This window comes from Halogranum gelatinilyticum, assembly GCF_900103715.1.
GTDB classification, from domain to species: Archaea; Halobacteriota; Halobacteria; order Halobacteriales; family Haloferacaceae; genus Halogranum; species Halogranum gelatinilyticum.
This window is the reverse complement of record NZ_FNHL01000009.1, coordinates 62,714-74,520: the sequence shown is the minus strand read 5'-3', so window position 1 is coordinate 74,520 and position 11,807 is coordinate 62,714. Positions and strand designations below refer to the sequence as shown.

The following is an 11,807-nucleotide window of genomic DNA, read 5'->3' as shown; positions in this document are numbered from 1 at the left end:
GAGATTCGACGAGCGGGGGTTAATCGCTTGTGTCTTGTTCGTCCACTCTCAGTCGAGTCGCCCGGACGAGACGTCCTCGTAGGCCGCGAGCAACTTCTCGCCGACACGCGCCAGACTGTGCTCTGCGGCCGTCTCCTTCGCGTTCTCGCCGAGTCGCTCTCGAAGAGCTGGGTCGCTCGCGAGACGGTCGACCGCCTCGCGGAACTCCTCGTGGGTCGAACACATCAGACAGTCCTCGCCGTCGGTGTAGAACTCGCGGAAGACGGGGATGTCCCGGAGCACGACGGCCTTGCCGCAGGCCATCGCTTCGAGGACGGCGATGCCCTGGTTCTCGACCTTCGCGGGGAAGAGGTAGATGTCGCCCGCGCCGAACGCCATCCGCTTGTCGTCCATCCAGCCGGTGAAGGTGACGTTCTCCGGCGGATTCTCGGTCCACTTCTTGACGATGGCCGAGGCTTGGGGACCTTCCTCGTAGGTCCCGAACCAGGCGTAGTCGTACTCAGTTTCCTCTGCCAACTCACAGAACGTCGAGAGACCCTTCCGCTCGAAGACCTCGCCGACGGCGAAGACGACAGTTCCGTCGAGGTCGTACGCCTCGCGCGTCTCCTCGCGGAACCCCTCGTAGCCCTGCAGCGACTCGCTGTCGACGCCGTTCGAGATGGGCCGGACCGGCGCGTCGACGGGGTAGGAGTCGAGGACGCCCTTCGTGTACTCGCTCGGGCAGAGCACGAGGTCGGCCTGCGAGTAGAACCACTTGAGATATTTCTTGAGCGGCCCCGCGATGTAGTTCGACCCGCGGAAGCTCTCGGCGAAGTCCTCGCCGGTGACGTGGCTGTGGAGGACGAGCGGGATGTCGTTTCGCTTGGCGTGCCGAGCGACTGTGAGACTGCCCGGGCCGACGAGGTTGCAGTGGGCGACGTCGTAGTCGCGGAAGCCGCCGCGGCCGCGCAGTTCGTACTCGGCCGCCGCGAGCGGATGCTCGCCCTTCCACGGCGAGGTGACCACGTCGACGTCCGTGTGGGCGAGCGCGGCGCGCTGCTGGTTCGTCGCCGTCACCATCCCCCCGCGGAGGACCGACGACAGTTCGAGATAGTTCAGGACGCGCATTGCGTCGCCGTTGTCCGGTCGGTTGCTTTAGCCTACCGGGACAGGCCGGTCGTGGGACGCCAGCGGGTGTTCCAACCACGCAGCCACCTGTATCACCGGAGATATGTCTGGATAGATATTCAGATAGCTGTCCAAAAATCTCCTCACACAGCCGACTGGCCGGATGGATGCCGACAGAAGCCGACGCTGACAGACAGACAACGGCGACGATGTCGACGACACCAACGCCACCGACGGCCGACAGCCTTCGGAACGACTATGGCCCGTCCCGTCCGCCTCACAGACACCGAATGAGCCTCGCAGAGGAGCGCATCCACCGGCTGCACGCCTTGGCCAAGCGGGCGGCAGCTGACCGCGAGTTCGACCGGTCGCGCGAGTACGTCCGGCTCGCCCGTCGCATCGCCGAGCGCAACCGCTGTGGGCTTCCCCGCGAGTTCAAACGCTTCACCTGTCCGCGCTGTGACGTCTATCTCCGCCCCGGCGTCAACGCCCGCGTCCGAACCCAGGACGGCCACGTCGTCGTCGCCTGCGACTGCGGCGAGTTGAAGCGGTATCCGTACCGCGACTGACCGCCGAACCGCGGCGTCGACGGCTACCGAGTCTTTTCTCAAGGTTGAAACCACAGCACTCCCAAACGCGACTACTATGGACGAACACGAGCTTCGAAAGCAGGCCCACGACCTCGACGTGACGGTGTGGGTCGGCAAGAGCGGTATCAGTGCAGTGACGGACGAACTCTTCGACCAGCTCAAAGAGCGCAAACTGGTGAAGGTCAAGTTCCACCGGTCGGCCCGCGGCGGGACGACGGTCGAGGAACTCACCGACCAGCTGGCCGATGAGGTCAACGCCCAGATCGTCGAGACGCGCGGCAACACGGCGGTGCTGTTCAAGCGATGACGTTCCTGCAGACGTCGCCGACGCCGTCGCCGGTGCAGCCGACCGGAAACGACCCGATCACGCAGTTTCTGGTCCCGTACCTCGGCGAGAGCATCGCCGAGGTCGTCGGTCCCGGTCTCGCGTTCCTCGTTGCGTTCCTCGTCGTCTTCATCGTCGGCCGCGCTATCGGGATTCCGTTGCTCAACCGCGTCCTGGACTCCCGTGGTCTCGACGAACACGGCAAGAAGCCGCTGCGGAAGGTGGCGTTTCTCGTCATCGTCTTCGTCGGCATCGCCGTCGCGTTCGGCTTCGCCGGCTTTGGCGACTTCCTGACCGCGTTGGCGACGGTCGCCGCGGCGGCGACACTCGCCATCGGTTTCGCGATGCAGGACGTCATCGCCAACTTCGTCGCGGGCGTCTTCATCTTCACCGACAAGCCGTTCCGCATCGGCGACTGGATCGAGTGGGACGGCTACTCCGGCGTCGTCGAGGACATCAGCTTCCGCGTCACCCGCGTCCGCACGTTCGACAACGAGCTGCTGACGGTCCCGAACTCCCAGCTGACGGACGGCGTCGTCAAGAACCCGGTCGCCAAGGACACGCTGCGGCTGAAGTTCGTCTTCGGCATCGGCTACGGCGACAACATCGACAAGGCGACGGACATCATCGTCGAGGAAGCCGAGAAGCATCCGGATATCCTCGAAGACCCCGCGCCGTCGGTGCGGCTGAACGAACTCGCCGACTCCTACGTCGGTCTCCAGTCGCGCTTCTGGATCCGGAACCCCAGCCGCGCTGACTTCGTGAAGACCCGCGCCGAGTACGTCAAGAACGTCAAAGAGCGGTTCGACGCCGAGGACATCGAGATCCCGTTCCCGCAGCGGGACCTCTCGGGGCAGGTCGACATGCTCGGCGGCGGCAACGGTCAGTTCGAGTAACGCTCTCTCGCGGTTCTCGCTTTTCGGCGACGCTCGTCCGTCAGTGACGTCGCTGGTAGACAAGTGCTCAGAAAAGGTGCGTCGTCGACGCGGCTTCAGTCCAGCAACTGCGCGGCGATGGTGTTGCGCAGAATCTCGGACGTGCCCTCGTAGATCTCGTTGAGCTTCGCGTCGCGGTAGTAGCGCTCCATCGGGAAGTCCTTCGTGTAGCCGTAGCCGCCGTGGATCTGGATGCCCTCGTTGGCGACCTCACGGGAGATTTCGGAGGCGTAGAGCTTCGCCTGCGCGGCCTCCTTGATGAACTTCTCGCCGCGGATCTTCTTGTCCGCCGCCTGGTGCATCAGCAGTTTGGCGCACTGGACCTTCGTGTCCATGTCGGCCAGCTTGTGCTGGATGGCCTGGAAGCGCGCGATGGGCTGGTCGAACTGCTCGCGGTCCTGTGCGTACTGCACGGAGTCCTCCAGCGCGGCGCGGGCGATGCCGACCGAGCGGGCCGCGATGGTGATGCGGCCGCCGTTGAGCGTCTTCAGCGCGTGGACGAAGCCGTCACCCTCCTCGCCGAGCAGGCGGTCCTCGGGGATGCGCATACCGTCGAAGCGGAGTTCGGCCGTCGGACAGCCCTTGTCGCCGAGTTTGTCCTCCGTGCCCTCGACGATGAAGCCGTCGTCCTCCTCGGGCCGGACGATGAACGAGGAGATTCCCTTGTTGCCTGCGTCCTCGTCAGTCTTCGCGAAGAGCGTGACCGTGTCGGCGACCGAGCCGTTCGAGATCCAGAGCTTGCCGCCGTCGACGACGTACTCGTCGCCGTCCTTCTCGGCCGTGGTGACCATCGCGGGGACGTCGCTGCCCGCGCCAGCCTCCGAGAGCGCGAACGCGCCGATGTCGGTCCCCTCGTTGAGCGGGGTGAGATACTCCTGCTTCTGCTCCTCGTTGCCGAACTCGTAGAGCATATTTCCTGCCAGCGAGGTGTGGGCGGCGACGATGGTGCCGAGTCCGCCAGAACCGCGCGAAATCTCCTCGAGACCGATGGCGTAGGAGTGGTAGTCGAGACCCGCACCGCCGTACTCCTCGGGGAAGGGCATCCCCATCAGGCCGAGTTTGCCCATCTCTTCGACGAGGTCGGCGGGGAACTCGTCCTCCTTGTCGATGTCGCTCGCGACGGGTTTGACCTCCTCGTCGACGAACTCCGCGACCATGTCGCGGATCTGCTTCTGTTCCGTGGAGAGGCTGAAGTCCATACCGGAGGCTTCGAGCCTTACCGCTTTAGGTTTTCTACATGGTTCATCGTGACTTTCGGCGGCCCGATGGGCACGACACTTTTTATCCCCCGATTCTAATGGCCCTATAATTGAATGTCTGGAGACGTACTTGACAGGCCACCCGGCGAAGAGGCTGACCTCGTGTGGTGCCACGAGGCAGTCCAGGGTGTCTCACGCACTTTCGCACTGACCGTCGACGTCCTCGACGAACCGATGTCCTCGTACATCTGCCTCGGCTATCTCCTCTGCCGCATCGCCGACACGGTCGAGGACGCCGACAACATCCCCCCCGCCGAGCAGGCTCGAATCCTCCGACTCTACGACGCCGCTCTCGACTCCGACGACGATACCGACGTCACCGAGTTCGTCGCGGAAGTCGAGCCCTACGTCCCCGAGGAACGAACGGCCGACTGGGACGTCGTCGTCAACGCACCCCGTGTCGTCCAGACGTTCGAGCGACTCCCACTCGACGCCCGTGAAGCCATTACACCCCCTGCTCGTGAGATGGTTCAAGGAATGGCGATGTTCGTCGAGCGCTACGCCGACACCGGCGGCCTCCGCATCCAGTCGCGCGAGGAGCTCGAGGAGTACTGCTACTACGCCGCCGGAACCGTGGGCAATCTCATCACCAACCTCGTCACGCGCGGCGACATCGACGGCGAGCGTCGCAAGAAACTGTACGACACCGCCGAGGAGTTCGGGCTGCTCCTCCAGCTCGTCAACATCGCGAAGGACGTCCACAGCGACTTCGAGGACGAGAACAACGTCTATCTCCCCGCCGAGTGGCTGGCCGAAGAGGACATCCCGCAGGACGAGGTCGTCGACCCCAAACACCACCCGCGGGCCGCCAACGTCGTCGCCCGCACGGCCACGCACGCCCGGTCGTTCCTCGACGACGCTCAGACCTATCTGGAGACGGTGCCGACCACCGACGGCAACACGCTCGAAGCGTGGGGCATCCCCTACCTCCTCGCGGTCGGGACGCTCCGCGAACTCCTCGCGCATCCCGAGGACGCGCTCTCCGAGCGCGGCGTCAAAGTCTCCCGACAGGAAGTGTTCGCCGTCGTCTCGACGATGACGGAGGGCAGCCGCCACTCGCTCGCGGACCTCCGCGAGTCCATCCAGCAACAGCCGTACCACCGCGTCCAGACACAAGCAGACTAACGTCCCGAACGCTCTTTTCCTCGTCCGCCGGTCACTCGTTCTGCTCGGGCCCGTGAATCACTGGAAAGGCCGTCTCACAGGCGTCGCAGGTCGCCGTCATCTCTTCGAGTCCTGCGCGTCCCTCGTCGCCCTCGCCGGGTTCGGCCGTCACGAACCGCCGACCGGTCGGTAAAGAGAGATACGTCGACGCGCCACAGGCCGGACACGAGACGCTAATGAGTCCCATACGGACGAGAAGCGACCGCGGCCCTTAGCTACAGCGACCGCGCGCGCCGCCACGCGACGAGGTCGTCGCGGTCGCGCGTATCGGAGGGAAGGTCGGCGAACCACTCGGCGGCCGAGATCTCGTCGTCGGGGTCGTCGATGCTCGGTTCGACCGACTGCGCGCAGGCCTCGAAGACCGGGAGGACGCCCCACGTCCGGTAGTCGCCGCACCGGACGAAGACCCGCGTCACCATCGCAAGCCCCTCGTAGTCGGCGTCGACGCCAGCCTCCTCGTCGAGTTCGCGCTCGGCGGCCTCGCGGAAGCTCTCGCCGCCGTCGACGCCGCCGCCGGGGAGGACCCACTTGTCGACGCCGTCGTGGCGGACGAGGAGGACTTCCCCCGACTCGCGGTAGACGATGGTGTGCGCACCGAACGGCGCGCCGCAGTGCTTGACGCGCTCGGCGAGCGTCCGGAAGCGGCCGCGGGAGACGCGTCTGGTTCGCTCGTACTCGACGAAGTCGGCGTGTCGGCTGTCGAGGGCGTGGTACGCCTGCTCGGCGCGCTGGCTCGCTTCGTCCGCGAGAAACCAGAGGTCGTCGACGCTCGTCATGCCGCGTCGACGGCGACCGGTCGGAGGCGAGACAGAGCGAGTTGGAGAGTCATAGTGGGTGTTGCGCCCCGGCGAAAAATAAGCCTTCGACGCGTCGCCAGCGTCGAATCATCGGTCTTTTATCCGACGCGGCGGAAGCCTGTGCCATGAGCTTCGAAAAAGACGACAAGGTCGTCCTGACCGACAAGCACAGCGAGTTCGACGGCGAGACGGGCACCATCACGCAGGTGATGGAGTCGATGTTCGGCGAGGCGACCTACACCGTCAGCTTCGACGAGGGCCAGGAAGTCGGCATCTCCGCCGACCAGCTCGAAGCTGCTGACGACGACGAAGACGACGAAGAGTAAACACGACTCGAGACCGCCGAGCAGTCTTCGTTCCTCTCTGCCGCACGAGACGTAAGAAGCAGCCCTTTTTCCTCCCGCTCTCGTACCGCCACGTATGTCGAACGTTCCGTTTCACTACATCGACCTCCGCGCGTTCTGCTACGCGACCGAGGACGAGAAGCGCGTCGCGGAGGCACTCCGGGCGTTCCTCCCCGAGGATTTCGAACTCCAGCGAGTCGAGAACGAGGGCCACCACGGCGACCGTATCGTCGTCCTCTCGGCGCGCGTCGAGCGCGCCGACGAGGTGCGCACCGTCCTCGCCAAACTCAGCGAACTCGACGACATCGAGGCCGTGATGGAGGAGTTGGACGACCGTGTCGACGACAACTGCGCCTTCTTCCTCACGCTCGACAAACAGGCCGCCTTCAAGGACGAAGCCAAGCGGGGCAACGGTCTCACGCTCCGTGCGAAGGTCGAAGCCTATCCCGCGAAACGCGAGAAGGCGATCGCGAACGCCCGGCGCGCGCTCGAAGACGTCGGGGCCTGAACCTCCCTCACTACGTCCACTTGATCGAACAGCCGCGAGAGGGCATATCGTCGAACGGGACCTCGTCGCCCGCCAACAGGGCGTCGATGGCTTCGCGAACGTAGAACTCCGAGGGTTCGTCGTCGGGGTTCATCGCGTCGTCGACGCGGCCGTGGTAGGCGAGGACGAACTCTTCGCCCTCCTTCACGAAGAGGAACGGGTCGGGCGTGCAGACCGCGCCGTACTCACGAGCGACGTCCTGTGACTCGTCACGCAGGTAGGCGTCGTACTGGATTTTCCCCGCCTCGACGAACTCCTGCATCTTCTCGAAGGAGTCGTCGGGATACTCCTCGGCGTCGTTGGGGTTGATGCCGACGACCGACACTTGGTCGTAGTCGGCGGCAACGTCGTTCAGGAGGTCGAACTTCGCCTGCGCGTAGGGGCAGTGGTTACACGTGAAGACGACGAGCAGTGCCTCGCTGTCGCCGAAGGAGTCGAGCGTGTAGGTCTCGCCGTCGGTTCCTGGCAACTCGAAGTCGGGAGCCGTATCACCGCGCGTCAGTTCCGAGTCGGATTCCATCATCACCATTGTCGCCCGAGGGTTGGGGCGTGACGGGCAAATGCGTTCGGGACCGTCCGAACGTGTCGCAGCCATCGCAGCCCCGCCGTCGGATGGGTTCCGTATAGCACTCGGAGGTTCATTGCGGCGGTGGCAAACACTTTTGCCCGTGACCGATACCGGATGTGTATGGACGCGAAACGAGAACTCCTCGACCTCCTGTTGTCGAACGCCCGCGAAAGCACCGAAGACCTCGCACGGCAGGCCGGGCTCGACGCGGCGGAGGTAGAGTCACTCGTCGCGGAACTGGAAGCCGACGGCGTCGTCCGCGGCTATCAGGCGGTCGTCGACTGGGACGAGGTCGACCAGCCGCACGTGCAGGCGGAAGTCGAACTCAACGTCGAACTCGACCGCGAAACGGGATACGAAGAGATCGCTCGCCGCATCACGCGGTTCCCGCAGGTCTCCTCGCTCCGGCTCGTCTCCGGTGACTTCGACTTCGCCGTCGACGTGGTCGGCGAGTCGATGCAGGACGTCTCGAAGTTCATCTCCGAGCAGATCGCGCCGATTCCGGAGGTGACCCAGACGGTGACGCACTTTGTCATGGAGACCTACAAGGAGCGCGGCATCGAATTCACCGACAAGGACGACGACGAGCGGCTCTCTGTCTCGCCATGAAACTCTCCGACCGAGTCCAGAAGGTGCCGCCGTCGGGCATCCGTCGCTTCTTCGAACTCGCTGAGGAGAAGGACGACGTCATCTCGCTCGGTGTCGGCGAACCCGACTTCAGCGCGCCGTGGGCCGCCCGGACGGCCGCCATCGACTCGCTGGAACGGGGCAAGACCTCGTACACCGCCAACCGTGGCCGGCGTGACCTCCGCGAGGCCATCGCCGACCACGTGACGCGCTACGACCAGCAGTACGACCCGGACGAGGAGATCCTGGTCACGACCGGCGCGAGTGAGGCCGTCGACGTCGCCATGCGGGCGTTCGTCGACCCAGGCGACCAGGTCGCCATCCACGAGCCGTCGTACATCTCCTACGTCCCCGGCGTCATCTTCGCCGGTGGCGAACCGCTCTCGGTGCAGACGCAGGCCGAGAACGACTTCAAACTCACCTACGACGACCTCGAAGCGGCTGGCGCGGCCGACGCGGAGGTGCTCGTGCTCTGTTACCCGAACAACCCGACCGGGGCGACGATGAGTCGAAGTGACCTCGCCGAAGTCGCCGAGTTCGCCCGCGAGCACGACCTGACGGTCCTCGCCGACGAGATCTACGCGGCACTGACCTACAGCGGCGAGCACACGTCCATCGCGACGCTGCCGGGGATGCGCGAGCGAACCGTCGTCTTCAACGGCTTCTCGAAGGCCTACGCGATGACGGGACTCCGACTCGGTTACGCGCTCGGCCCGAGCGAGGCCATCGGCGCGATGAACCGCATCCACCAGTATTCGATGCTCTCGGCCCCGACGACCGCGCAGTTCGCGGCACTCGAAGCGCTTCGGAGCTGCGAGGACGAGGTGCAGGAGATGTGCAAACAGTACAACCGCCGCCGACGGTTCGTCCTCTCGCGGTTCAACGAGATGGGGCTGGACTGTTTCGAGGCGAAGGGCGCGTTCTACGCGTTCCCGCATTGCGGCGGCGACGACGAGGCGTTCGCCGAGGCCCTGCTCCAAGAGCAGGACGTCGCCGTCGTCCCCGGGAGCGTCTTCGGTGCTGGCGGCGAGGGTCACCTCCGCGTCTCCTACGCGACGGGGATGGCCGACCTCCGCGAGGCACTCGACCGCATCGAGACGTTCGTCTCGGGCTGAGACGCCCTATTTTCCCGTTTTCAGCGATTCGAGGAGCGACAGTACTCCGTCGAGGCGGCAGCCGATAAACGGATTACTGCGATATGGATTCGGCCGGGCGTCCCGAGAGATGGGGAGGGTCGTCACTCGGTGTGTGAGATAGAGCCGTCGACCGGCCGGCCGGTTCAGGCGACGTTGCGCTCGACGGGACCGGAGTCGTCGGCGAACCGGTCGCTCGTCAGCGAGTCGACGTCGACGAGCGAGGCGCGGCCGTCGCAGACGAGTTCCGCCACGAGTTGGCCCGTCGCCGGTGCGTGCTGGAAGCCGTGGCCGGAGAAGCCTGCGGCGGTGACGAAGCCCGGTGCCGTCTCTTCGATGATGGGGTGGTGGTCCGGGGTGACGGCGTAGAGACCGGCCCAGCCGCGGCGGATGCGCGAGTCCGGGCCGAAGTAGCCCGCGCAGTCGGCGGCGCGTTCGAGTGCGGTCGCGGCCCACGCGAGGTCGATGGACGTCGAGTAGCCGTCGGGGTCCTCGTCCGGGTCAGTGTCGTCGAAGTGGCCGCCGACGATGGCCGCGCCCTCACGTTCGGGGCGGAAGTACGAGCCGGTGTCGAGGTCGATAGTCAGGGGACCGTCCTCCGGGACGGGCGTCTCCGGGTCGACGACGAGTGCTTGCCGGCGACGCGGGGCGATAGGGAGGTCGATGTCGGCGAGTTCGGCGACGTCGCGAGCCCACGCACCCGCCGCGTCGACGACGTGGGTCGCTTCGATGTGGTCGCCGTCGGCGTCGACACCCGTGACACGTCCCTCTGCTCCGCTCTCGCGGTGGATGGCCGTCACCGGCGTCTTGGTCCGCACGTCGACACCGGCCTCGCGCGCGGCGGTCGCGTAGCCCTGGAGTGCGAGATAGGGGTCGGCGAAGCCGTCGGTCGGCGAGTAGGTGGCCGCGCAGAACTCCTCGGCGTGGAGCGCGGGGCAGTGGTCGGCCGCCTCGGAAGGCGTGAGCAGTTCACTCGGGACGCCCCGGTCGTTCTGCATCGCGACGGCCTCGCGGAACTCGTCGGCAGTGGCCTCCTCGCGGGCGAGGAAGAGATAGCCGACCTTCCGGTGGCCGATGTCGACGCCGAAGTCGGTCTCGAAGCGGTCCCAGACGTTCATGCTCTCTACGGAGAGGTCGACGTTGACCGGCGTGGAGAACTGCGCACGGATGCCGCCCGCCGAGCGCTCGGTGCTCCCGCTGCCGACGGTCCCTTTCTCACAGACGACGACGTCCTCGCCGCGCTTCGCGAGATAGTAGCCGCTGGCGAGACCGACGATTCCGCCGCCCACGACGACGACAGTCATACCCGGAGTTGTCCCGTATCCGTGATAAGCGTTGGCGCACAGCAAGGGCTAACCGACAGGCGACGAACCCGAACGTATGCTCACCGTCCTCTCCGACGACGACGTCGCGTCACTCCTCGACCTCGACTCACTGCTCCCGGTCGTCGAGCGGGCGTTCCTCGCGCAGGGTCGCGGCGAGGTCGAACGGCCCGACCGGCCACATTTCCCCGTCGGAACCGGTCTCGACGGTGACGAGCCCCTTGGGACCGCGCTGACGATGCCAGCCTACATCCACGGCGCGCAGTACGTCGCCACGAAACTCGCGAGCGTCCACGAGGGCAACGAGTCGCGGGGGCTGCCGACGGTCAACGCCACCATCGCGCTGTCGGACGCGGCGACCGGTCTCCCCGCGGCGTACATGGCCGGGACGCGGGTCACGAACGCCCGGACGGGCTGTATCGGTGGACTCGCTGCTCGGGAGTTGGCGAACGTGGATGGTGAGATCAGGCTCGGCGTCGTCGGCTCCGGCACGCAGGCGCGGTGGCAGGCCCGCGCAGTCGCCGCCGCGGTCGACGTCGGCGAGGTCCGCGTCTACTCGCGCTCGGATGCGCGGGAGGCGTGTGCCGCCGACTTGCGCGCGGCGGGGCTGGACGCGACCGCCGTCGACACCGCCGAGGCGGCCGTCTCCGATGCCTCCGTCGTCGTCACGGCGACGACGAGCACCCGACCCGTCTTCGACGGCGACGCGCTGGCTCCGGGGGCAGTCGTCGTCGCCGTCGGTGCCTACACCGCCGAGATGCGCGAACTCGACACGCGGACGGTCGAGCGGGCGGCGCGGCTCTTCGCCGACGTGCCCGAGGAGGCGGCCGCGACGGGCGACTTCCCCGAGACCGACGCCGCGTCGTTGATTCCCCTCTCGGACGTGTTCGAGGGTCGGGCGGGTCGCGAGCGGAGCGACGAGATCCTCGTCGTCGCATCGGTCGGCTCTGCGGTCCTCGATGCGGCGACCGCCGAACAGCTCCTCGACCGCGCCGAGACCGAGGGAGTGGGGACGACCGTCAGTCTGTGAGGGCCTGTCCGTTGCCCGACTGACGAACTATCCGCCACCAGAAACGTGTGAGACGCTGC

The 11,807-nt window shown here is 66.2% G+C and carries 15 protein-coding genes; 9 read left to right on the top strand and 6 right to left on the bottom strand.

Features of this window, described 5'->3' with window-relative positions; all coding sequences use genetic code 11:
• Window positions 1–48: 48 nt before the first annotated feature.
• Entirely contained in the window at window positions 49–1,107 is a 1,059-nt protein-coding gene (locus BLR57_RS18550; protein WP_089700170.1) for a glycosyltransferase family 4 protein, read from the bottom strand.
• Window positions 1,108–1,397: 290 nt separating this feature from the next.
• Here BLR57_RS18550 and BLR57_RS18545 point away from each other — a divergent pair, with 290 nt between their 5' ends.
• The 3 genes from BLR57_RS18545 (at window position 1,398) to BLR57_RS18535 (ending at window position 2,918) form a co-directional block, all read left to right on the top strand.
• Window positions 1,398–1,676: a ribonuclease P protein component 4 gene (locus BLR57_RS18545; protein ID WP_089700168.1), complete on the top strand. Its 279-nt coding sequence runs from the start codon at window positions 1,398–1,400 to the stop codon at window positions 1,674–1,676.
• A gap of 76 nt (window positions 1,677–1,752) precedes the next feature.
• The gene (locus tag BLR57_RS18540; protein ID WP_089700167.1) at window positions 1,753–2,004 is read left to right on the top strand and encodes a YhbY family RNA-binding protein; all 252 of its coding nucleotides are present in this window, start codon (window positions 1,753–1,755) and stop codon (window positions 2,002–2,004) included.
• On the top strand, window positions 2,001–2,918 hold the full coding sequence (locus tag BLR57_RS18535) for a mechanosensitive ion channel family protein (RefSeq protein WP_089700165.1): 918 nt from the start codon (window positions 2,001–2,003) through the stop codon (window positions 2,916–2,918). Before BLR57_RS18540 ends, BLR57_RS18535 begins: the two co-directional genes overlap by 4 nt.
• A 95-nt stretch (window positions 2,919–3,013) precedes the next feature.
• Here BLR57_RS18535 and BLR57_RS18530 read toward each other — a convergent pair whose 3' ends face one another.
• Window positions 3,014–4,156, bottom strand: a complete 1,143-nt coding sequence (locus tag BLR57_RS18530) for an acyl-CoA dehydrogenase (RefSeq protein ID WP_089700163.1) — start codon at window positions 4,154–4,156, stop codon at window positions 3,014–3,016.
• Between the two features lie 114 nt (window positions 4,157–4,270).
• Here BLR57_RS18530 and BLR57_RS18525 point away from each other — a divergent pair, with 114 nt between their 5' ends.
• Window positions 4,271–5,341, top strand: coding sequence for a phytoene/squalene synthase family protein (locus tag BLR57_RS18525; RefSeq protein ID WP_089700162.1), 1,071 nt, complete (start codon window positions 4,271–4,273; stop codon window positions 5,339–5,341).
• Between the two features lie 31 nt (window positions 5,342–5,372).
• Here BLR57_RS18525 and BLR57_RS18520 read toward each other — a convergent pair whose 3' ends face one another.
• Together BLR57_RS18520 and BLR57_RS18515 are read right to left on the bottom strand one after the other, a co-directional pair.
• Entirely contained in the window at window positions 5,373–5,567 is a 195-nt protein-coding gene (locus BLR57_RS18520; protein WP_089700160.1) for a hypothetical protein, read from the bottom strand.
• Between the two features lie 28 nt (window positions 5,568–5,595).
• Complete coding sequence (locus BLR57_RS18515) at window positions 5,596–6,156, bottom strand: NUDIX hydrolase (RefSeq protein ID WP_089700158.1); 561 nt, start codon at window positions 6,154–6,156, stop codon at window positions 5,596–5,598.
• 146 nt (window positions 6,157–6,302) lie between these two features.
• Between BLR57_RS18515 and BLR57_RS18510 the strand changes: the two genes are divergently transcribed.
• Both BLR57_RS18510 and BLR57_RS18505 read left to right on the top strand, forming a co-directional pair.
• Window positions 6,303–6,503, top strand: a complete 201-nt coding sequence (locus BLR57_RS18510) for a DUF1918 domain-containing protein (RefSeq protein ID WP_089700156.1) — start codon at window positions 6,303–6,305, stop codon at window positions 6,501–6,503.
• 94 nt (window positions 6,504–6,597) lie between these two features.
• Window positions 6,598–7,029 (top strand): RNA-binding protein, encoded by a 432-nt coding sequence (locus tag BLR57_RS18505; protein WP_089700154.1) that lies wholly within the window; start codon window positions 6,598–6,600, stop codon window positions 7,027–7,029.
• Window positions 7,030–7,039: 10 nt separating this feature from the next.
• On the opposite strand, the gene BLR57_RS18500 is transcribed toward BLR57_RS18505, so the two are convergent.
• Complete coding sequence (locus BLR57_RS18500) at window positions 7,040–7,597, bottom strand: thioredoxin family protein (protein WP_089700152.1); 558 nt, start codon at window positions 7,595–7,597, stop codon at window positions 7,040–7,042.
• 159 nt (window positions 7,598–7,756) lie between these two features.
• Between BLR57_RS18500 and BLR57_RS18495 the strand changes: the two genes are divergently transcribed.
• Together BLR57_RS18495 and BLR57_RS18490 are read left to right on the top strand one after the other, a co-directional pair.
• Complete coding sequence (locus BLR57_RS18495) at window positions 7,757–8,245, top strand: Lrp/AsnC family transcriptional regulator (RefSeq protein ID WP_089700150.1); 489 nt, start codon at window positions 7,757–7,759, stop codon at window positions 8,243–8,245.
• Window positions 8,242–9,378 carry a pyridoxal phosphate-dependent aminotransferase gene (locus BLR57_RS18490; protein WP_089700147.1) on the top strand — a complete coding sequence of 379 codons (1,137 nt, stop codon included), beginning with the start codon at window positions 8,242–8,244 and terminating at the stop codon, window positions 9,376–9,378. The genes BLR57_RS18495 and BLR57_RS18490 overlap by 4 nt, the downstream gene beginning before the upstream one ends.
• Window positions 9,379–9,542: 164 nt before the next feature.
• Here the strand turns inward: BLR57_RS18490 and BLR57_RS18485 are convergent, their stop codons facing one another.
• A complete protein-coding gene (locus BLR57_RS18485; RefSeq protein WP_089700145.1) occupies window positions 9,543–10,700 on the bottom strand; it encodes an NAD(P)/FAD-dependent oxidoreductase in 1,158 nt (385 codons plus the stop codon).
• Between the two features lie 76 nt (window positions 10,701–10,776).
• Here BLR57_RS18485 and BLR57_RS18480 point away from each other — a divergent pair, with 76 nt between their 5' ends.
• Window positions 10,777–11,748, top strand: a complete 972-nt coding sequence (locus BLR57_RS18480) for an ornithine cyclodeaminase family protein (RefSeq protein WP_089700143.1) — start codon at window positions 10,777–10,779, stop codon at window positions 11,746–11,748.
• The last annotated feature ends 59 nt before the right edge of the window (window positions 11,749–11,807 follow it).

Bases quoted from the DNA above. Each gene is read 5' to 3' on its own strand.
- BLR57_RS18505 (WP_089700154.1), top strand. From the start codon at position 6,598: ATGTCGAACGTTCCGTTTCACTACATCGACCTCCGCGCGTTCTGCTAC.
- BLR57_RS18525 (WP_089700162.1), top strand. From the start codon at position 4,271: ATGTCTGGAGACGTACTTGACAGGCCACCCGGCGAAGAGGCTGACCTC.
- BLR57_RS18540 (WP_089700167.1), top strand. From the start codon at position 1,753: ATGGACGAACACGAGCTTCGAAAGCAGGCCCACGACCTCGACGTGACG.
- BLR57_RS18480 (WP_089700143.1), top strand. From the start codon at position 10,777: ATGCTCACCGTCCTCTCCGACGACGACGTCGCGTCACTCCTCGACCTC.
- BLR57_RS18485 (WP_089700145.1), bottom strand. From the start codon at position 10,700: ATGACTGTCGTCGTCGTGGGCGGCGGAATCGTCGGTCTCGCCAGCGGC.
- BLR57_RS18515 (WP_089700158.1), bottom strand. From the start codon at position 6,156: ATGACGAGCGTCGACGACCTCTGGTTTCTCGCGGACGAAGCGAGCCAG.
- BLR57_RS18535 (WP_089700165.1), top strand. From the start codon at position 2,001: ATGACGTTCCTGCAGACGTCGCCGACGCCGTCGCCGGTGCAGCCGACC.
- BLR57_RS18495 (WP_089700150.1), top strand. From the start codon at position 7,757: ATGGACGCGAAACGAGAACTCCTCGACCTCCTGTTGTCGAACGCCCGC.
- BLR57_RS18520 (WP_089700160.1), bottom strand. From the start codon at position 5,567: ATGGGACTCATTAGCGTCTCGTGTCCGGCCTGTGGCGCGTCGACGTAT.
- BLR57_RS18510 (WP_089700156.1), top strand. From the start codon at position 6,303: ATGAGCTTCGAAAAAGACGACAAGGTCGTCCTGACCGACAAGCACAGC.
- BLR57_RS18530 (WP_089700163.1), bottom strand. From the start codon at position 4,156: ATGGACTTCAGCCTCTCCACGGAACAGAAGCAGATCCGCGACATGGTC.
- BLR57_RS18550 (WP_089700170.1), bottom strand. From the start codon at position 1,107: ATGCGCGTCCTGAACTATCTCGAACTGTCGTCGGTCCTCCGCGGGGGG.
- BLR57_RS18500 (WP_089700152.1), bottom strand. From the start codon at position 7,597: ATGGTGATGATGGAATCCGACTCGGAACTGACGCGCGGTGATACGGCT.
- BLR57_RS18545 (WP_089700168.1), top strand. From the start codon at position 1,398: ATGAGCCTCGCAGAGGAGCGCATCCACCGGCTGCACGCCTTGGCCAAG.
- BLR57_RS18490 (WP_089700147.1), top strand. From the start codon at position 8,242: ATGAAACTCTCCGACCGAGTCCAGAAGGTGCCGCCGTCGGGCATCCGT.